Annotated in this window: 15 protein-coding genes and 3 tRNA genes; 17 read left to right on the top strand and 1 reads right to left on the bottom strand. The window is 73.5% G+C overall.

Going from position 1 to position 18,525, the window contains the following annotated elements:
- Window positions 1–39: 39 nt before the first annotated feature.
- The 3 genes from ACIQBJ_RS19625 (at window position 40) to ACIQBJ_RS19635 (ending at window position 3,337) form a co-directional block, all read left to right on the top strand.
- Complete coding sequence (locus ACIQBJ_RS19625; RefSeq protein WP_400711614.1) at window positions 40–1,347, top strand: glutamate-5-semialdehyde dehydrogenase; 1,308 nt, start codon at window positions 40–42, stop codon at window positions 1,345–1,347.
- A gap of 139 nt (window positions 1,348–1,486) precedes the next feature.
- Window positions 1,487–2,128: a hypothetical protein gene (locus tag ACIQBJ_RS19630; RefSeq protein WP_400711617.1), complete on the top strand. Its 642-nt coding sequence runs from the start codon at window positions 1,487–1,489 to the stop codon at window positions 2,126–2,128.
- A gap of 150 nt (window positions 2,129–2,278) precedes the next feature.
- A complete protein-coding gene (locus ACIQBJ_RS19635; RefSeq protein WP_400711620.1) occupies window positions 2,279–3,337 on the top strand; it encodes a hypothetical protein in 1,059 nt (352 codons plus the stop codon).
- Between the two features lie 40 nt (window positions 3,338–3,377).
- On the opposite strand, the gene ACIQBJ_RS19640 is transcribed toward ACIQBJ_RS19635, so the two are convergent.
- Entirely contained in the window at window positions 3,378–4,454 is a 1,077-nt protein-coding gene (locus ACIQBJ_RS19640; protein ID WP_400711623.1) for a M48 family metallopeptidase, read from the bottom strand.
- A gap of 162 nt (window positions 4,455–4,616) precedes the next feature.
- On the opposite strand from ACIQBJ_RS19640, the gene ACIQBJ_RS19645 reads away from it, so the two are divergent.
- The 14 genes from ACIQBJ_RS19645 to ACIQBJ_RS19710 all read left to right on the top strand — a co-directional run bounded on the left by ACIQBJ_RS19645 (window position 4,617) and on the right by ACIQBJ_RS19710 (window position 18,260).
- On the top strand, window positions 4,617–4,835 hold the full coding sequence (locus tag ACIQBJ_RS19645; RefSeq protein WP_400711626.1) for a hypothetical protein: 219 nt from the start codon (window positions 4,617–4,619) through the stop codon (window positions 4,833–4,835).
- A 307-nt stretch (window positions 4,836–5,142) separates the two neighbouring features.
- Window positions 5,143–5,295: a hypothetical protein gene (locus ACIQBJ_RS19650; protein ID WP_400711629.1), complete on the top strand. Its 153-nt coding sequence runs from the start codon at window positions 5,143–5,145 to the stop codon at window positions 5,293–5,295.
- A gap of 165 nt (window positions 5,296–5,460) precedes the next feature.
- Window positions 5,461–6,180, top strand: a complete 720-nt coding sequence (nadD, locus tag ACIQBJ_RS19655) for a nicotinate-nucleotide adenylyltransferase (protein ID WP_400711632.1) — start codon at window positions 5,461–5,463, stop codon at window positions 6,178–6,180.
- 17 nt (window positions 6,181–6,197) lie between these two features.
- Window positions 6,198–8,411: a LytR C-terminal domain-containing protein gene (locus ACIQBJ_RS19660; RefSeq protein ID WP_400711635.1), complete on the top strand. Its 2,214-nt coding sequence runs from the start codon at window positions 6,198–6,200 to the stop codon at window positions 8,409–8,411.
- A gap of 121 nt (window positions 8,412–8,532) precedes the next feature.
- Window positions 8,533–8,970: a ribosome silencing factor gene (gene rsfS / locus ACIQBJ_RS19665; protein ID WP_400711638.1), complete on the top strand. Its 438-nt coding sequence runs from the start codon at window positions 8,533–8,535 to the stop codon at window positions 8,968–8,970.
- Window positions 8,967–9,614, top strand: a complete 648-nt coding sequence (locus ACIQBJ_RS19670) for a histidine phosphatase family protein (protein WP_400712549.1) — start codon at window positions 8,967–8,969, stop codon at window positions 9,612–9,614. Before rsfS ends, ACIQBJ_RS19670 begins: the two co-directional genes overlap by 4 nt.
- Before the next feature lie 108 nt (window positions 9,615–9,722).
- Window positions 9,723–9,795, top strand: a tRNA-Ala gene (locus tag ACIQBJ_RS19675).
- Window positions 9,796–9,833: 38 nt separating this feature from the next.
- Window positions 9,834–9,906 (top strand) — tRNA-Ala (locus ACIQBJ_RS19680).
- A gap of 224 nt (window positions 9,907–10,130) precedes the next feature.
- Window positions 10,131–10,203: transfer RNA gene (locus ACIQBJ_RS19685), tRNA-Ala, on the top strand.
- Between the two features lie 92 nt (window positions 10,204–10,295).
- Window positions 10,296–11,588 carry a hypothetical protein gene (locus ACIQBJ_RS19690; protein ID WP_400711641.1) on the top strand — a complete coding sequence of 431 codons (1,293 nt, stop codon included), beginning with the start codon at window positions 10,296–10,298 and terminating at the stop codon, window positions 11,586–11,588.
- Window positions 11,589–11,846: 258 nt separating this feature from the next.
- Complete coding sequence (gene leuS / locus ACIQBJ_RS19695; RefSeq protein WP_400711644.1) at window positions 11,847–14,720, top strand: leucine--tRNA ligase; 2,874 nt, start codon at window positions 11,847–11,849, stop codon at window positions 14,718–14,720.
- A 414-nt stretch (window positions 14,721–15,134) separates the two neighbouring features.
- Window positions 15,135–15,917, top strand: a complete 783-nt coding sequence (locus ACIQBJ_RS19700) for a hypothetical protein (RefSeq protein WP_400711647.1) — start codon at window positions 15,135–15,137, stop codon at window positions 15,915–15,917.
- A gap of 118 nt (window positions 15,918–16,035) precedes the next feature.
- Window positions 16,036–16,959 (top strand): DegV family protein, encoded by a 924-nt coding sequence (locus tag ACIQBJ_RS19705; RefSeq protein ID WP_400711650.1) that lies wholly within the window; start codon window positions 16,036–16,038, stop codon window positions 16,957–16,959.
- A gap of 659 nt (window positions 16,960–17,618) precedes the next feature.
- On the top strand, window positions 17,619–18,260 hold the full coding sequence (locus tag ACIQBJ_RS19710) for a helix-hairpin-helix domain-containing protein (protein WP_400711653.1): 642 nt from the start codon (window positions 17,619–17,621) through the stop codon (window positions 18,258–18,260).
- Window positions 18,261–18,525 lie beyond the last annotated feature (265 nt).

Below are 18,525 nucleotides of genomic sequence, written 5' to 3' on the forward strand. Positions count from 1 at the left end.
GCGGCGGGGCGGCCCGGCCGGATCGCTAGGCTTGACGGCATGAGCGACCTCACCGCCACCGCCGACAGCCCCGTCCTCGCCGCCGCGCGCCGCGCCCGGGAGGCGGCCGCCGCCCTCGCGCCAGTGCCGCGCTCGGTCAAGGACGCCGCGCTGCTGGCGATCGCGGACGCGCTGGTCGCCGGCACCGCGGAGATCACCGCCGCCAACGCGGAGGACGTCGCACGGGCCCGCGAGGCCGGCACCGCCGAGTCGGTGATCGACCGCCTGACGCTGACCCGGGACCGGGTCGCCGCGATCGCCGCCGACGTCCGCAGCGTGGTCGGCCTGCCCGACCCGGTCGGCGAGGTGGTGCGCGGCTACACCCTCCCCAACGGGCTGGACGTCCGCCAGGTCCGGGTGCCGCTCGGCGTGGTCGGCATCATCTACGAGGCCCGCCCGAACGTCACGGTGGACGCCGCCGCGCTCTGCCTGAAGTCCGGCAACGCGGTGCTGCTGCGCGGCTCCGGCTCGGCCTACCGCTCCAACACCGCGCTGGTCGAGGTGCTGCGCGCGGCGGTGGCGGGCGCGGGCCTGCCGGCCGACGTGATCCAGCTGGTGCCGGGGGAGGGCCGCGAGTCGGTGCAGGAGCTGATGCGCGCCCGCGGCCTGGTCGACGTGCTGATCCCGCGCGGCGGCGCCGCGCTGATCCGCACCGTGGTCGAGGGCTCCACCGTCCCCGTGATCGAGACCGGCACCGGCAACTGCCACGTCTACGTGGACGCCGACACCGACCTGGCGATGGCCGTCGGCATCCTGCTGAACTCCAAGGCGCAGCGGGTCAGCGTCTGCAACTCCGCCGAGACGCTGCTGGTCCACCAGGACGTCGCGGACGCCTTCCTGCCGCTCGCGCTGGCCGCGCTGGCCGAGGCCGGCGTCACCGTGCACGGCGACGACGCGGTGCTCAAGGCCGCCGAGGGCAGCGCCGTCACGGCCGTCCCCGCCACCGAGGAGGACTGGGCGACCGAGTACCTCTCGCTCGACCTCGCCGCCGCCGTGGTGCCCTCGCTGGACGCCGCCGTCGAGCACATCCGCCGCTGGTCCTCCGGCCACACCGAGGCGATCGTCACCACCTCGCAGGCCGCGGCCCGCCGCTTCACCCGGCTCGTCGACTCCACCACCGTCGCGGTCAACGCCTCCACCCGGTTCACCGACGGCGGCGAGTTCGGCTTCGGCGCCGAGATCGGCATCTCCACCCAGAAGCTGCACGCCCGCGGCCCGATGGGCCTGCCCGAGCTGACCAGCACCAAGTACATCGTCACCGGCGACGGGCACGTCCGCGGCGAGGCCCGGCCGACCGTCGGGGGCTGAGCGCGCGGGAGCCCGGCGGGGGTTTGGCGGCGGCCGGGCGGGCCCGGCCGAGCGGTCCGGCGGCCGAATGCGGTAACCCGTACGGGCCCGATCGGCCGGACCCACAGACAAACGCCCCGGCCGGTAATACATTGAATCCGTGGCTGAGGATGTGGGGGGCTCGCCGTACTCCGACGGCGCCGACCACGGTGATGCGGACGACGAGTTCGCCACCGTGGTCCTCGACGAGAGCTTCGTCCGCTCCGCCGCCGTGCACGAGCCGAGCGCCCGGGAGCGGCAACTCGCCGCCGCCGAGGCCCGGCTCGAGCCGGAACAGGCCGGTGCGGCCCGGAGCTGGGACACCACCGAGTTCGCCGAGGCGGGCGGACCCGCCGTCGGGGCGGAGGGGCTGCCGCTGGAGCTGCGCCCGCCGCCCGGCGGCCTGGACGAGGACCGCTTCTACCCGGACCCGTGGTCGGGCGGCGACCGCCAGGACCGGCGCACCCGCCGGGCCCGGATGCGCGCCCTCGACCCGCTGCGCGGCGGCACCGTCGCCCAGCAGCGCTGGCACCGGCCGGTGGCCTGGGTACTGGCACTGGTGATGGGCGTCGGCGTGGTCGCCCTGTCGGTCGCCGCGGTCTACCGCGGCGTCGGCGGCGCGCCCGAGGCCCCCGCCCGGCCGGCCAGCGGCAGCAGCAGCCCCGGGGCCGGCGGCCAGGGCGGCCAGCCGACGCGCTCCGGGCTCCAGACGGCGGTGCCCGCCCAGCCCTCGACGGCGGCGGCCGCCGTACCCGTCGGCTGACGGGACCGTTGCCGCCGCTGCCGTCGGCCGGGTGGTGGCGGTGTCGGCCGGGCGCGGGGGCGGTGCCGACCGGCCCGCGGTGACACGCCGTCGCAGGCTCGTTACCCGCGTACCCTCGTCGCGGGCGGCGGGCGAGTCTACCCTGGTGTCATGGGTGACCCGCGCGAGCCTCCTGGGGGCACGCCCGAGGGTGGTTCCAACGATGACGAGTTCCGGTCCGTCGTCTTCGACGAATCGTTCGTCCGGGCTGCCCGGATCCAGGAACTGTCCGCCCGGGAACGCCTGTCGGGCGCTTTCGGCCGGGCCACCCGGCCGCGCGGCCTGGGCTGGCTCACCCTGCCCCGGCAGGCGATCGCCCTGCTGCTGCTGGTCGCACTGGCCTTCGCCGCGGCCGTCTACTTCGGGGTCACCTCCCCGCGCGGGCAGGTCGCCGCGCCCAGCGGAACCCAGCTGACCGTCAGCCTCATCCCGCTCGCCCCGGCCGGCACGGTCAGCGCCGTCGCCGACCCCGCGAACCCGTTCGCCGGGCTCCCGGCCGGCTACGCCGACGGCCCGGCCGGCCTCGGGGTGCCCGCCGCGCACTCCACCGCCCACTTCACCGGCTCCGAGGTGCAGCGCGCCCTGGACACCGTCCAGCAGTACCTGGTGCTCTCCGAGCTGACCCCCGCCACCCTGACCGCCAACGAGACCGGCCGGGTCCGCGCGCTGCTCACCTCCGGCGAACTCGCCCAGTACGACGACAGCCTGAACGCGCCGCGCGACGACCAGCACCACGCCGCCACCGGCTGGATGGTCCGCTTCGACCCCGGGCAGATCGCGCTCGCCGCCGGCACCGTCAAGGCCCGCGGCACCGTCCAGGTCGGCGAACTCGACGCCGACACCCTGGAGATCACCGCCGACCACACCCTGGTCTACGCGCTCCGCCCGGCCGGCACCACCAGCGACCCCGCGGTCAGCCTGTACGCCGTCCGCCGGGCGGTGCGCGTCGAACTCGACCGGGCCGACCTGGACACCGGACGGCTCCGGCTGGTCGACACCGCCCAGCAGGCCGGGCCGACCGGCTGCGGCACCCCGCAGAGCGACTACCTGCAGCCGGTGCTGGCCACCACGGCCGGCGTCCGCCCGGGCAGCCCGCCCGCCGTCGACCCGGCCGAGCACGCCCGGCCGGCCTGGCAGTCCTGCGGGGTGCTCGGGCCGATCAGCGGCTGAGCCGCCCCGCCGTCCGGCCCGGTGCCGGCCCGGTGCCGGATCAGTCCCGGCTGTCGGTGGAGTCGCCGCCGTTGCCGTTGCCGCCGTTGGTGCGGCCGGCGCCGGTGAAGGTGTCGCGGAGCTTGCCGCCGACCGTGCCCACCCCGTTCGACAGGTCGCGCAGCAGGCCCATCAGCGGGTCCTTGCTGTCCTTCATCGACTGCGAGTACGAGTCGGCCGCGGCCTTCCACTGCGCCCCGACCGAGGCGTCCGGGTCGTCGCCGCGCCGCGGGTACGCCCCCGCCAGGATCGAGCGGTACTCCTCGCTCTCCGCCCACTTCTTCAGCTGCGCCACCCGCACCACCGCGAACGGGTGGCTCTGCGGCAGCACCTGGAGCAGCTTCAGCACGCTGTCGCGCAGGTCGCCGGCCTTGTCGTACTCCGCGGCCTGCTCCAGGAACGCGTCCACGTTCATCTCGGCCATGTGCGCGCCGCCGGCCAGCTTCATCAGCGAGCGCATCGACGCCTGCAGATCCTGACCGGCCAGCAGGCCCGCCCGGTCGCTGGACAGCTCCGCCTTGCGGAACCACTCCTTGAGCGCCGTGATCACCGCGGTGATCGCCAGGTTGCCCAGCGGCAGCCAGCCGATCCGGGCCGCCAGGTTGGTCAGGATCAGCAGCATCGTCCGGTACACCGCGTGCCCCGACATCGCGTGACCGACCTCGTGGCCGATCACCGCGCGCAGCTCCTCCTCGTCCATCAGCTCGACCAGCCCGGTGGTCACCACGATCACCGGGGAGTCCATGCCGATGCAGTACGCGTTGACCGTCGGGTCCTGGGTGACGTACAGGTCCGGCACCTTCTCCAGGTCCAACACGTACGCGGCGTCCCGCACCATGTCGTACAGCTCCGGGAACTGGCGCTCCGACGTCTTCACCGCCGTCGCCAGGAACAGCAGCCGCACGCTGCGCTCCGACACCAGCCCGGCCAGCTTCTTCAGGATGTCGTCGAACCCGCTGAGCTTGCGCAGCGCCACCAGGCCCGAGCGGTCCGCCGGGTGCTCCCAGGCGCGGGTGGAGATCTCCGGGAAGCGCTGGCGGCGACGGCTCGGCGCGGAACCCTTGGTCATGTCGGTCATTGGTACCTCTCCTGGATCGACGCCGGCACCGGCCCACCAGGCCGGCCCCCGCTGCTGTCACTTCAACGTCGCGGCGTGCGAACTCGTCCCCGCGGGCCCGGTCCGGGGGCGCGGATAAACGGGTCTACCCTGACTGTGCCGCACTGAACAAGGAGCCCCGTGATGTCCCCTGCCGACCTGGTCCTGCTCGCCGGGCCGATCTCCACCGAGAAGGGCCCCGGGCTCTTCCTGCGGATCATCCTGATCGTCTCCTTCGTCGGAGTCGGCCTGCTGGTGTGGGCGCTCGCCCGGGCGGGCAAGGCCGGGGCCGAGCGCGACGCGCAGCGCGCCGCCGAACGGGCCGCCGAGCGCGAGCGGGCCGCGGCGGCCGACGGCAGCTGACGGCGGTCGGCCCCTGTCCGTACCGGTCGGCGCCGGTCGGCACCAGTGGGCAGCGGCACCCGGCCGGCGGGTCGGTCGTCGGTGGTCGTTCGTCGGTGGTCGTTCGTCGGTGGTCGTTCGTCGGTGGTCGTTCGTCGGTGGCCGGGCGTCGGTGGCCGGGCGTCGGTGGCCGGCGGAGGGCTCACGGGTGGTCAGACGCGGTGGGCCGCCGCGCGGTTGCATGTCGGGCCCCCGTACGATGAGCGCGCGGGCCGCACGGTCCGTGACCGCCTGGTCCTCACACCGAGCCGAGAAGGTCCCGCCGATCATGAGCGCTTCCGCCCTCCCCGTCCTCGCCCGCCTCGCCGAGGAGGGTGGTGGTAACCACGACAGCCTCAACCCCTACCTGACCGGCGGCGCCGCGCTGTTCATCCTGCTGCTGATGCTGTACATCACCACCCGCTTCAACCGCGACCGCTGACGGCCGCGGCGGCCGACGGCCACCGCCGACCCGTGCCGCCGTCCTCGGGCCGCCGTCCTCGTGGCGGCGGGCACCGGGGTCCGCACGGGTGCGGCGCCGGTGCGGCACGGGGCCGGTGAACGGGCGGAACCGCCGGTACACCCGGGTCGCGTAAGGTGTGGCGCCATGAGAGAGCAGGTCGAGACCTCCGGGACGGACACGGCAGCGGGCAGCACCGGGCCGGGCACCCCGGCCGCAGAGAGCCCCGTCGTGGCTCCGGCCGCGGGCGGTCCGGTCGCGGGCGGTGCGCCGCGCAGGCGACGGCTGGGCGTGATGGGCGGCACCTTCGACCCCATCCACCACGGCCACCTGGTGGCCGCGAGCGAGGTGGCCAGCGCGTTCCACCTCGACGAGGTGGTCTTCGTCCCCACCGGGCAGCCCTGGCAGAAGACCGACCGGCAGGTCTCCCCGGCCGAGGACCGTTACCTGATGACGGTGATCGCCACCGCCGAGAACCCGCAGTTCTCGGTCAGCCGGATCGACATCGACCGCGACAGCCTCACCTACACCGTCGACACGCTGCGCGAGCTGCGCACCCTCCACCCCGACGCCGAGCTCTTCTTCATCACCGGCGCCGACGCGCTCGCCCAGATCCTGTCCTGGCGCCGCTCCGAGGAGCTCTTCGAGCTCGCCCACTTCATCGGCTGCACCCGGCCGGGCCATACTCTCTCCGACACCGGCCTGCCGGTCGGCGGCGTCTCGCTGGTCGAGGTGCCCGCCCTCGCCATCTCCTCCACCGACTGCCGCGTGCGCGTCGCCAAGGGCGACCCCATCTGGTACCTGGTGCCGGACGGCGTGGTCCGATACATCCACAAGCGGGCGCTGTACGCGTCGGCCCGCCCTTGACCCCCGGGAGGGACGGCGTGACCGGAACGTCCGACGACGACCGCTGGTACGGCCGGCAGCCGCAGCAGCCCCAACCCCCTTACCAGCAGCAGCCGTACGAGCAGCACCCCTACGAGTACGAGCAGCAGCAGCCGGGCCAGGCCCCGCAGGGCCACCCGGCGGGCGGCTACGAGCAGGGCGGCTACGGCCAGGACGGGTACGGCCGGAGCGGGTACGGCCAGGGCGGCTACGAGCAGCCCGGGCACGGGCAGTCGGACGGGTACGCGCAGCAGCAGCCGGGCTACGGCGGGCAGCCCTACGGCCAGGGCGGTGCCCAGCCGTACCAGTACGGGCAGCAGCAGCCGTCCGGGTACCCGCAGCAGCAGGAGCAGTACGGCGGCACTCCGCCGGCCGCGCCCGAGCACGAGGCCCGCGGGTACCGGCAGTCCGCCTACGAGTCGACGGGGTACGACTCGAACGGCTACGGGGCGGGGAGCCAGGACCCGACCGGGTACGGGGCCACCGGCTACGACTCCGGCGGCTTCCCGGCGCAGGGCTTCCAACAGGGCGGCTACCCGCAGCAGTTCGACGGCCGGACCGGGTCGGCGGGACCGGCCGCGGACCCCTACGGACAGCAGGCCCAGGACCCCTCCTACCCGCAGCAGCAGGCCGCGCAGGGGTACTACCAGCAGGCGCAGCCGTCGGCCGGGCCCGGTGCTGCGGCCGCACCCACCGCGCCCGTGACGCCGGGCACCGCTCCGGGCACCGGCCCGGGCACCGCTCCGGTCGTCACGCGGGTGGCCGGGACGGGCACCGGGGCGACCGGGGTACCCGGCTCGGTGTCCGGAGCGGTGCCGCCGCCCCGGGTGCGCCCGCAGGCCGCGGCGCCCGCCGCCCCGGTGGCCGAGGAGGCCGACGAGCCGTCCGAGGCGGTCGGCGGCCGGGCCGCCGCGGCCCGGGCGAGGGCCCGGGCCCAGGCCAAGGGCGGGGACTCGTACACCACGGGCGAGTTCAGCTTCGTCGACGAGCAGACGGACGACTCCGAGGACGCCATCGACTGGCTGAAGTTCGCCGATTCGCGCAGCGAGGTGCGGGCCGAGCGCCGGCGCCGGCTGCGGACCCGGCTGGTCGCCCTGCTGGTGGTGCTCGCCGTGCTGGCGGCCGGCGCGGTCGGCTACCTGTGGTGGAGCGGCAAGCTGTTCGGCGGCGGCAACGACGCGACCGCGGCGGCGGGCGGCCGGTTCGTCAACGTGGTGCACCTGCGCGATCCGCAGGGCAAGGTCACCACCGCGCTGCTGGTCGACGACCGGGGCGGGAAGAAGGCGACGGTGCTGCTGCTGCCCGACACCCTGCAACTGCCCAGCAACGGCGACTCCGCCACCACCACGGTCGGCCAGTCGCTCGACGCGATCGGCGCCTCCGCGACCCGCGACGGCCTCTCCTCGGTGCTCGGCGCGAAGGTGGCCGGCACCTGGCGGCTGGACACCCCCTACCTGCTGCTGCTGGTCTCCCAGCTCGGCGGGGTCAAGGTCGACACCAACGCCGAGGTCCGCGAGGGCAACAAGGCGGACGGCAAGGTGCTCGCCCCCGTCGGCAAGGACGTCCTGCTGAACGGCCAGGCCGCGGTCGCCTACGCCACCCTGCAGGCCCCCGGCGAGAACCGGGGCGCCCAGCTCGCCCGGTTCGGGCAGGTGATGGCGGCGGTGATCAACGCCATGCCGACCACGCTGGCCGACGCCACCGACGACGTGCACCGGATGAACTCGGTCGCCGACCCCTCGCTGCCGGAGAGCGCGCTGGCCGGCGTGCTGGTCAACCTGTCCGAGCAGGCGAAGGCCGGGCACCTCGCCACGGTGCTGCTCACCGCCAAGGCGGACGGCACCCTGGACGACGCCACGGCGGGCAAGCAGGTCAAGGAGGTGCTCGGCGGCACGGTCAGCAGCGCCAAGGGCACCGGCGGCACCACCCGCGTCACCGTGGTGAACGCCTCCGGCAACGACGCGACGGCGACCACGGCGCAGGTCGCGGTGGTCAACGCGGGCATGGACGCGCTGCCCTCCACCGCGAAGGCGCCCGACCAGGCGACCTCCGAGATCCGCTACACCGACGAGGCCAAGAAGCCGGCCGCGCTCACCCTGGCCACCAGCCTCGGGCTGCCGGACTCCGCGGTGAAGAAGGTCACGGACGCGCAGAACGCCGACCTGGTGCTGGTGGTCGGCAAGGACTACCAGGGCGGGGCGAAGACGTCCTAGCCGGCGGCCGGCCCACCGCCGCAGGTGCCTTCCGGAGCCCCCGGGCGCAAAACGCTCGGGGGCTCCGTCGCGTTCGTGAGATCCTGGAGGGGTATCCCCGCAGCCGATCCGGAAGAGCACTGTGACCGTCACCGACCGAAGCCAGGAACTGATCACCGTCGCCGCGCAGGCGGCGGCCGACAAGCTGGCGCACGACATCATCGCCTTCGACGTCAGCGAGGTGCTGTCGATCACCGACGCCTTCGTGATCGCCTCGGCCGCCAACGACCGCCAGGTCCGCGCGATCGCCGAGGAGATCGAGGACCAGCTGCGCGAGAAGCTGGACGCCAAGCCGGTGCGCCGGGAAGGCGAGCGCGAGGGCCGCTGGATCCTGCTCGACTACCTGGACATCGTGGTGCACGTCCAGCACTCCGAGGAGCGCTCCTTCTACTCGCTCGACCGCCTCTGGAAGGACTGCCCCGAACTCCCCATCCCGGAGGACGCGCTGGCCACCCGCAACCGGCCGGAGAACGCCGTCACCGACGCCGCCGGCAACGCCGTCTCCGGCGGCGACCTCTGAGCCGCGCCGCGGCCGGGCCGCGCCTCGTCCTCTGGCGGCACGGGCAGACCTCCTGGAACCTCGAATCGCGGTTCCAGGGCACCACCGACATCGACCTCACGGACCAGGGCGTCTTCCAGGCCCGGCGGGCCGCCAGGCTGCTGGCCGGCCTCCGGCCCGACCTGCTGATCTCCTCCGACCTGACGCGGGCCCGGCGCACCGCCGCCGAGCTGGCCGCGCTCACCGGCCTGGAGGTGCACCAGTACGAGGGCCTGCGGGAGACCTACGCGGGCGAGTGGCAGGGGCTCACCAACGCCGAGATCCGGGAGCGGTACCCGGAGCAGTACGCGGCGTGGGCGAAGGGCGAGCCGGTCCGGCGCGGCGGTGGCGAACTGGCGACCGAGGTGGCCGACCGGGCCGTCCCCGTGGTGCTGGAGGCCTGGGAGAAGCTCCCCGAGGACGGCACCCTGGTGGTGGTCAGCCACGGCGGGACCATCCGCACCATGATCGGCCGGCTTCTAGGCATGGAGCCGCAGCTCTGGGAGCGCTTCGGTGGCCTCTCGAACTGCTGCTGGTCGGTGCTCGGCGAGGGCGCGCGCGGTTGGCGGCTGCTGGAGCACAACGCGGGCACGCTGCCGCAACCGGTCATCGGCGACGAGACCTGACGGCCGACCGGCACGGATTTCACAGTTCCGGCTCTGACCAGCTAGAGTCTTCCTCGTTCGCAGCGAGGAACGCAGACGGGAAACCGAGGGCGGGAGTCGCGGAACTGCGGGGCTATAGCTCAGTTGGTAGAGCGATTGCATGGCATGCAATAGGTCAGGAGTTCGATTCTCCTTAGCTCCACTCCGCACCGGTGGTCCGTGAGTGGTCGTCAGTGTCGCGGGGCTATAGCTCAGTTGGTAGAGCGATTGCATGGCATGCAATAGGTCAGGAGTTCGATTCTCCTTAGCTCCACAGCAGTTCCGCGAGGCCGCTACCCGAAGAGGGTGGCGGCCTTCGGTCTTTTCCGGCGGCCGTCGTGCCGGCCGCGCCGGCCGCGTTCGTGGGCATCGCGTCGTCCGGCGGCCGCCGGGCTGGCCCTCGGGGCGGCTGCCGAAACGGATTAGGGCCTGGACTCCCGACCGTGTAGAGTTATCGATGTCGCCAAGGGAAACCGCAGGTGACAGGCACAACAGCACGGGGCTATAGCTCAGTTGGTAGAGCGATTGCATGGCATGCAATAGGTCAGGAGTTCGATTCTCCTTAGCTCCACAGTAGTCCGGAGGCCGTCCCAGGAGGGGCGGCCTCCGGTCGTTCGTGGAACTTCCCTGCCGGTGGGGGCACCCGGCCGCTACGGTCGTGGCATGGCCGACCTGGTGCGAAAACGCAACGACGAGCTCGCCCGGATACTCCACCAGCTCGGTTGGAGTCCGGAGCGGCTGGCCCGCGAGGTGAACGCGCTGCTGCCGCCCGGCATGGCGATCAGCTCGACGGCGCCGTACAAGTGGCGCGACCGGGGCATGGTGCCGCGGTCGCCGCACGACCAGACCGTCTGCGAGGTGCTGGCCCGCAGCGTCGGCATCGCCGTCACCTACGAGCAGTTGTGGGGGCAGATGGGCTCCCACCGCGGGGCCAAGATGCTCTCGCCCCGGCTGCTGACCGACCCGTGGACGGCCCGCACCGCGCAGACCGCGCTGCACGAGGCCGGCACGGACGCCGCGCCGGTGCGCCTCACCGACCTCTTCCGCGGCGACGAGCTGGAGCAGGCGGCCCGGCACTGGGCCTCCCCGCCGCCGCCCGTGACGGGCGGCGAGGGCGCGCTCCGGATCGCCCCCGAGCAGCTGGCCGACCTGCGGCTCTCCTACGACTCCAAGCAGCGGCTGGAGCGCGCCTACGGCGGTGGCCTGATCCTCGACCTGGCCAAGGCCGAACTCACCATGGTCGGCAAGCTGTTGGAGCTCGGCAGCTACGACGAGCCGCTCGGCCGCGAACTGTACGGGGCGGCCAGCAGGCTGGCCCGGCTGGTCGGCTGGGCCAACTACGACATGGGCAACGACGCCGCCGCCCAGCGGGCCTTCGTCGCCGCGCTGCGGGCCGCGCACGTCTCCGGCGACCCGCGGCTGGGCGTCGGCGTGGTCGGCTGCCTCGCCGTCCAGGCGACGTACAACTCCGGCGGGCGCGGCCTCGACCCGGTGGCCATGCTCTCCACCGCGCTGCGCGCGGCCGACGGCGTGCTGACCCCCCGCGAGCGGGCGCTGCAGCTCGGGCGGATCGCCCGGGCCCACGGCCGCAAGGGCGAGCAGATCAGCGCGGAGGCCGTCGCCGAGCGGGCCTTCCGGGTGCTGGAGGGCCAGCAGGGGCACGCCCAGGAGCGGGCCGACCTGGAGGGCATGATCGGTGAGGGCTACCTGCTGCTCGGCGAGCACGAACAGGCCCGCGGCCTGCTGCTGGGCGCGATCGACGCGCTCACCGCGGAACGCGCCCGCGCCAAGGCCCTGTTGATGGTCCGGCTGGCCGACTCCTACCGCCGCACCGGCGAACGCGAGGAGGCGGAGCGCACCGCGGACCGGGCGCGCCTGCTCGCGGCCGGCATGCAGTCCGCGCGGGTGGCGCGGGCGCTGCGCGACTTCGACACCGCGATGCGCGCCGAGGCCTAGCCGCCGGACCGGGCCGGACTGCCTGAGGAACAGGGGAAACAGGGGGAGCGGCCGCCGCCGTTTCGGGGAAAGCGGGTTGAAGGGGTGCGGTACCCTGAGCCCATGCGAACTGTGAGCCTGCTTCTTAGCCGGCCGCGCTGACCAGGACCGGCCCGAGGGCCGGAGTCGGCGTGGCGTCCCCTCCTGTGGAGGGGCTTTCTGCTTTCCGGGGCCTGTTCGGCCTGTTCGCTGAATGATGACGATGGAGCCTGAAGGACCATGAGCGAGACGACCCCCGCTTCCGGCGCGGCCGAAGCCGCCACCGAGCCTTTCCGCTACGGCGCCGCGCTGGCTGCCGAGATCGAGTCCCGTTGGCAGGACCTGTGGGAGAAGGAGGGGACGTTCGACGCCCCCAACCCCACCGGCCCGCTGGCCAACGGGACGGCCGTCGCGACGAAGCCGCACAGCTTCATCATGGACATGTTCCCGTACCCGTCGGGCGCCGGTCTGCACGTGGGCCACCCGCTGGGCTACATCGCCACCGACGTCTACGCCCGCTTCCAGCGGATGAACGGCCACAACGTCCTGCACACCCTGGGCTACGACGCGTTCGGCCTGCCCGCCGAGCAGTACGCCGTCCAGCACGGCGTCCACCCGCGGGTGTCCACCGAGGACAACATCGCCAACATGCGCCGCCAGCTGCGCCGGCTGGGCCTGGGCCACGACTCGCGCCGCTCGATCTCCACGATCGACCCCGAGTACTACCGCTGGACCCAGTGGATCTTCCTGCAGATCTTCAACTCCTGGTACGACGAGGAGGCGGCCGCGGCCCGCCCGATCGCCGAGCTGGTCGCGCAGTTCGAGTCCGGCGAGCGGGCGGTGCCGGGCGGCCGGGCCTGGGCCGAACTGTCCGGCGTCGAGCGCGACGAGGTGCTGGGCGAGTACCGGCTGGCCTACTCCAAGGAGGTGCCGGTCAACTGGTGCCCCGGCCTGGGCACCGTGCTGGCCAACGAGGAGGTCACCGCGGACGGCCGCTCCGAGCGCGGCAACTTCCCGGTGTTCAAGTCCAACCTGCGCCAGTGGATGATGCGGATCACCGCCTACGCGGACCGCCTGATCAACGACCTGGACCTGCTGGACTGGCCCGAGGCGATCAAGCAGCAGCAGCGCAACTGGATCGGCCGTTCCGAGGGCGCCCGGGTCGACTTCGCCGTCGGCGGCGACACCGTCACGGTCTTCACCACCCGCCCCGACACCCTGTTCGGCGCCACCTACATGGTGCTGGCGCCCGAGCACGCCCTGGTCGACACCGTCGTCCCGGCCGCGTGGCCGGCCGGCACCCGCGACGAGTGGACCGGTGGCGCCGCCGACCCGGCCGCCGCCGTCGCCGCCTACCGGGCGGCCGCCGCCGCCAAATCCGACGTCGAGCGGCAGGCCGACGCCAAGGTCAAGACCGGTGTGTTCACCGGCGCCTACGCGACCAACCCGGTCAGCGGCGAGCAGATCCCGGTGTTCATCGCCGACTACGTGCTGATGGGCTACGGCACCGGCGCGATCATGGCCGTCCCGGCGCACGACAGCCGCGACTTCGCCTTCGCGCAGGCGTTCAACCTGCCGATGCGCTGCGTCGTCCGGCCCACCGACGGCCGCGACGAGGACCCGCACACCTGGGACGACGCCTTCGACACCTACGACTCGGTGCTGGTCAACTCCGAGCGCGACGGCATCTCGCTGAACGGCCTGTCCGTGGTCGACGCCAAGGCCCGGATCACCGCCTGGCTGGCCGAGCAGGGCATCGGCGAAGGAACCGTCAACTTCCGCCTGCGCGACTGGCTGTTCAGCCGCCAGCGGTACTGGGGCGAGCCCTTCCCGATCGTCTACGACGAGACCGGCGCGATGCACGCGCTGCCCGAGTCGATGCTGCCGGTCGAGGTCCCCGAGGTGGAGGACTACTCGCCGCACACCTACGACCCCGACGACGCCGCCTCCTCGCCGAAGACCCCGCTGTCCCGCAACGAGGACTGGGTCAACGTCGAGCTGGACCTGGGCGACGGCGTCAGGACCTACCGCCGCGAGACCAACACCATGCCCAACTGGGCGGGTTCCTGCTGGTACGAGCTGCGCTACATCGACCCGGTCAACTCCTCCGAGGTCGTCGACCCCGCCAACGAGTCCTACTGGATGGGCCCGACCGCGGAGAAGCCCGCCGGCGGCGTCGACCTGTACGTCGGCGGTGCCGAGCACGCCGTGCTGCACCTGCTGTACGCCCGGTTCTGGCACAAGGTGCTGCACGACCTGGGCCACGTCGCCTCGATCGAGCCGTTCCACAAGCTGTTCAACCAGGGCATGATCACCGCCGACGTCTACCGCGACGACCGGGGCTTCCCGGTGCCGGCGGCCGAGGTCGAGGAGCACGACGGCCAGTACTCCTGGCAGGGCGAGCCGGTCCGCCGCGAGGCGGGCAAGATGGGCAAGTCGCTGAAGAACGCCGTCGCCCCCGACGAGATCGCCGACGAGTACGGCGCGGACACGCTGCGCCTGTACGAGATGGCGATGGGCCCGCTGGACGTCTCCCGCCCCTGGGACACCCGCGCCGTGGTCGGCTCCTACCGCTTCCTGCAGCGGCTGTGGCGCAACGTCGTCTCGGAGGTCACCGGCGAGCTGGTGGTCACCGAGGAGGAGCCGGACGAGGCGACGCTGCGCGCGCTGCACAAGACCATCGACGGCATCCGCGGCGACATGGCGGGCATGCGGTTCAACACGGCGGTCGCCAAGGCCATCGAACTGAACAACTTCCTGGTGAAGCGCGGCTCCACGCCCCGGTCGGTCGCCGAGCAGATCGTCCTGCTGATCGCCCCGCTGGCGCCGCACATCGCCGAGGAGCTGTGGCGCCGCCTGGGCCACGAGCAGTCGCTGGCCTTCGCGGACTACCCGGTGGCCGACCCGGCGTACGTGGTCGACGAGACGGTCACCTGCGTCGTGCAGATCAAGGGGAAGGTGAAGGCCCGGCTGGAGGTCGCGCCGTCCATCTCGGACGCCGAGCTGGAGACGCTGGCCCTGGCGGACCCCGCCGTGGTCGCCGCCATCGGCGGGGCCCAGGTGCGCAAGGTCATCGCGCGCGCGCCGAAGCTGGTGAACATCGTCACGGGCTGACGACACGTCGGCCGACGCGCCGTCGGCCCGACCGGGCCGGCCGCCCCCGTCACGGGGTGGCCGGCCCGTCGCCGTTCCGGCGGACGGGCGGCGGGTGATCGTGTTCCGGAGGATCGCGAACAAGGTGGCTCCGTTCTTCGTGGCTTCCGGGACCGCGCGCGGCGCGGCACCCCGGTACCGGTGACGGGCGGACGCCCGCCGGTTCTGTCGGGCCGGGCCCCTGGGGCCGGGGCCGTCGTGGCGGTTCGGGGGAGAGGACGTGGGGGAAATCCCTGAGCTCTCCCTGATCTCGGTCGGAAGGGGCGTTCGAGGTCTCCAGTCCGGGGCCGCACCGGGCTACGGTGGAGATCCGGCGGACGGAGTGGATCGCGGTGGGTGGTCCCGGTCCGGTCACGGGCGGAAGGTGGGCTCCCGATGGAAGCGCTCGGTGTCGTGGTCGCGCTGGTCGCGTTGTTCGGGGTGGCGCTGCTGGTGATGGCGGTGGTCGGAACGGTCAAGGCGGCGAAGGCGGTGGCCGCCAAGGTGGAGCGGCACGGAGCCAACGCCCAGCGGGCGGTCGAGAACGCCACCCTCAAGGCGAAGAGCTTCGCCAAGCCCGGCGAGCAGGGCCGGATCGCCGCCCTGCGGCTCTCCCTGCGCACCGCACTCGACTCCACCCGCCAGGTCCTGCAGTCCGGCCTCCCGCAGGACGGCCAACTCGGGGACGCCCTCCAACTGCTGGGCCGCCTCGACTCGCACGCCGCCGAACTCGACGCCGAGCTGCGCCTCCTCGAACGCGAGCCGGCCAACGACCGGATCGCCGCCAAGCTTCCCGAACTGCGCGAGCGCACCGAGCGGATCACGCACTCCGCGGACTCACTGCGCTGGGCCGCCCAGGACCGCATGCGCCGCTTCGCCGACGACGAGCTCTCCCGGCTCAGCCAGGAGTGCCAGGACGAAGCCGGAGCGCTCCGGCACTGGACCCCCGCCGAGCCCGCCGCCGACCGCGGCGCCGCCTCCGCCGACCCGAGCTCCGCCCCGGGCACCGGCAACCAGCGGGCGGCTGCCTCCGCCGACGATCCCGCCGACCGCCGGAAGGGCCTGGGCACCGGGCGGCAGAACAGCGCCGAGGAAATCCTCGGGCTGGCCGCCGAGCCGCTCGCCCGCCTGGCCGACCGGCTCCGCAAGCCGAACCCGGCGGGCCCCAACCGTCCCTGACCCCGCGTCACGAGTCGGTCGCTGTCCGTGCGCAGAGTGGTTACCCGCCCTCACAGGGGTCAAACCACCGAAGATCGGGCGCTGTCCTCCCGGCCCCGCTCCGGGTAACCTCCGGCACATGCCCGGCCACCTCGCACTTGTCACGGATTCCACCGCGTACCTGCCCCCGGAGGCGGTCGAGCGGCACCGCATCCACGTGGTGCCGCTCAGCGTCGCAGTGGGTGACGAGGTCTTCGCCGAAGGCATCGAGATCTCCCCGAAGGACGTGGCCGAGGCTCTCCGCTCCAAGCAGCGGGTGACCACCTCGCGCCCCAGCCCCGAGACCTTCGCCGCGGCCTACCGGGCCGCCGCCGAGTCGGGCGCGCGGGGCATCGTCTCGATCCACCTCTCCGCGGAACTCTCCGGCACCGCGGAGGCCGCCCAACTGGCTGCCGCCGCCGCGCCGGTCCCGGTCCGCGTGGTCGACAGCAGGCTGGTCGGCATGGCACTGGGCAGCAGCGTGCTGGCCGCCGCCGAACTGGCCGACGCCCTTGACGCCGCCCACGCGGACGCGGCCGGCGGTGCTTCCGACCGGGCGGAGCCCGGTGGTACCGAGGCGGACCTCGACCAGGTGGTCGAGGCAGCGGTGCGCCGGGCGGCCGGCACCAGCGGTTTCTTCTATGTCGACACCCTGGAGCACCTGCGGCGCGGCGGCCGGATCGGCACCGCGCAGGCGCTCGTCGGCTCCGCGCTCGCGGTGAAGCCGCTGCTCCACCTGGCCGGCGGCCGGATCGAACCGCTGGAGAAGGTCCGCACCGCGTCCCGGGCGATCGCCCGCCTGGAGGAGATCGCCGTCGAACGCGCGGGAACGCTGCCGGTGGACATCACCGTGCACCACCTGGCCGCCGAACAGCGGGCCGAACCGCTGGCCGAACGGCTCCGGGAACGGGTGCCCGGCCTGAACCGGCTCTACGTCAGCGAAGTGGGGGCCGTCATCGGGGCCCACGTGGGCCCCGGCCTGCTGGCCGTCGTGGTGGCCCCGGTCGTCGATCCCACCGGCTGACCACTCGTCAAACTCACTCGTCCGAGCGACAGGAGTTTTCCACAGGGCCGGGTTTTCCACAGGGGCGGAGAAATTCTCCGGCACGTCCACGGCGTCGTTCTACTGTCCTCGCCATGAGGACCATCACCACACCCAAGGCCCGTCGGCGGCAGCTCGCGCTGACCACCCTCTCCCGGCTCGACCTGCTCTTCCCGCCCGCCCCGGCAGCCGGCCCCTCGGCCGTCGACGAGGCATCCGAAGCCCCGTCCCGGCTCATGCCGGACCCCGCCCCCGACGATCCGTCGGAGCCCCTGCCCGGCACGGCCGATGCCTGCGGCTCCGACTTCGAACGGCTCACCCGGCCCGCTGAGGACGCCCCGGTCCTTCCTGCGGCGCTCTCCTCGAGGCAGATCCTCGCCAGGTATGGGGTGCCCGCCCGAGAGGCGTTCACCGATGTGGCTGATGCCGCCGGCGCCTCCGTGAAAGGCGCGGCCGGGGCGGTCGGGCAGGACTTCGGCCACCGTCCGTCGTCCGCGGTGCCGGAGCGGGCCCCGCCCGCCGAGCCCCTGCCTGAACAACGGTCGGCCACCGCCGATGCCCCGGCGGACCATCGGCCCGACCCGCAACCGAACCCCACCCCCTCGCCGCCCGATCCGCCGCCAGCTCCGAAACCCGCCACCGTGTCCCGGACCACCCAGCCACGACTGCCGTTGCGTTTCCGCCTCCCCGCCGCCCTCGCCTTCGACCGCCGAGCTCTCCTCGGCCTCACCGTCCTGCTCGTCCTCACCATCGGCTACGCCGTTCAGCACTTCTGGCTGGGACGCCCGCACCCGGTCGCCGTGCCGACGATCTCCGTGGCCGAATCCGCCACGGGTCCGACCCAGGAAGGAACCCGCACCTCCCGTCCCGCCGGGCCGCCCCTCGTGATCGACGTCGGGGGCAAGGTCCAGCACCCCGGTCTGCGAACCCTCCCCGCGGGTTCGCGGGTCGCCGACGCCCTGACCGCCGCCGGTGGCACCCTGCCCGGCACCGACACCAGCCTGCTCAACCTCGCCCGCCCGCTCACCGACGGAGAACAGATCCTCGTGGACACCGACACCCCGGCCGGTGGAGCCCCCGCCGCTCCGACCGGGCCGGTCAGCCTCAACCGTGCCAGCGCCGAACAACTCGACTCCCTGCCCGGTGTGGGGCCCACCCTGGCCCAGCGCATCCTCCAGTACCGCCTCACGCACGGCCCGTTCCAGTCCGTCGACGACCTCCGCCACGTCCCCGGCATCGGAGCGCGCAAGTACGAAGACCTCAAAGCACTACTGACCCTCTGACCACCCTCCCCGCCCTCCTCCCGCTGTCCCCTCCCACCCGGACCGCCGATACCGGCCCGGTCCCGTCACTCCGGAGGCCGCCGCACGCCGGCCGCCGCCACCCCGAACGGCGAACCACCTCGTGCCGTTCGCGGCTCACCGACCGGCCGACCGGCCGACCGGCCGCTCGCAGCCGAGCTCTGTCAGGACCTTGCCTCGGCAAGGTCACCGGACCGATCCTCTCCACCACCTGCATCCACCCGCACCGCCGATACGAGACGAGAGG

It is taken from the genome of Kitasatospora sp. NPDC088391 (genome assembly GCF_044753345.1).
Lineage (GTDB): Bacteria > Actinomycetota > Actinomycetes > Streptomycetales > Streptomycetaceae > Kitasatospora.

What these genes read in the sequence shown, in the direction of transcription:
- ACIQBJ_RS19700 (WP_400711647.1), top strand. Translation starts at nt 15,135, where the DNA reads ATGGAAGCGCTCGGTGTCGTGGTCGCGCTGGTCGCGTTGTTCGGGGTG.
- ACIQBJ_RS19645 (WP_400711626.1), top strand. Translation starts at nt 4,617, where the DNA reads ATGTCCCCTGCCGACCTGGTCCTGCTCGCCGGGCCGATCTCCACCGAG.
- nadD (WP_400711632.1), top strand. Translation starts at nt 5,461, where the DNA reads ATGAGAGAGCAGGTCGAGACCTCCGGGACGGACACGGCAGCGGGCAGC.
- ACIQBJ_RS19625 (WP_400711614.1), top strand. Translation starts at nt 40, where the DNA reads ATGAGCGACCTCACCGCCACCGCCGACAGCCCCGTCCTCGCCGCCGCG.
- ACIQBJ_RS19640 (WP_400711623.1), bottom strand. Translation starts at nt 4,454, where the DNA reads ATGACCGACATGACCAAGGGTTCCGCGCCGAGCCGTCGCCGCCAGCGC.
- ACIQBJ_RS19650 (WP_400711629.1), top strand. Translation starts at nt 5,143, where the DNA reads ATGAGCGCTTCCGCCCTCCCCGTCCTCGCCCGCCTCGCCGAGGAGGGT.
- ACIQBJ_RS19705 (WP_400711650.1), top strand. Translation starts at nt 16,036, where the DNA reads ATGCCCGGCCACCTCGCACTTGTCACGGATTCCACCGCGTACCTGCCC.
- ACIQBJ_RS19635 (WP_400711620.1), top strand. Translation starts at nt 2,279, where the DNA reads ATGGGTGACCCGCGCGAGCCTCCTGGGGGCACGCCCGAGGGTGGTTCC.
- ACIQBJ_RS19690 (WP_400711641.1), top strand. Translation starts at nt 10,296, where the DNA reads ATGGCCGACCTGGTGCGAAAACGCAACGACGAGCTCGCCCGGATACTC.
- leuS (WP_400711644.1), top strand. Translation starts at nt 11,847, where the DNA reads ATGAGCGAGACGACCCCCGCTTCCGGCGCGGCCGAAGCCGCCACCGAG.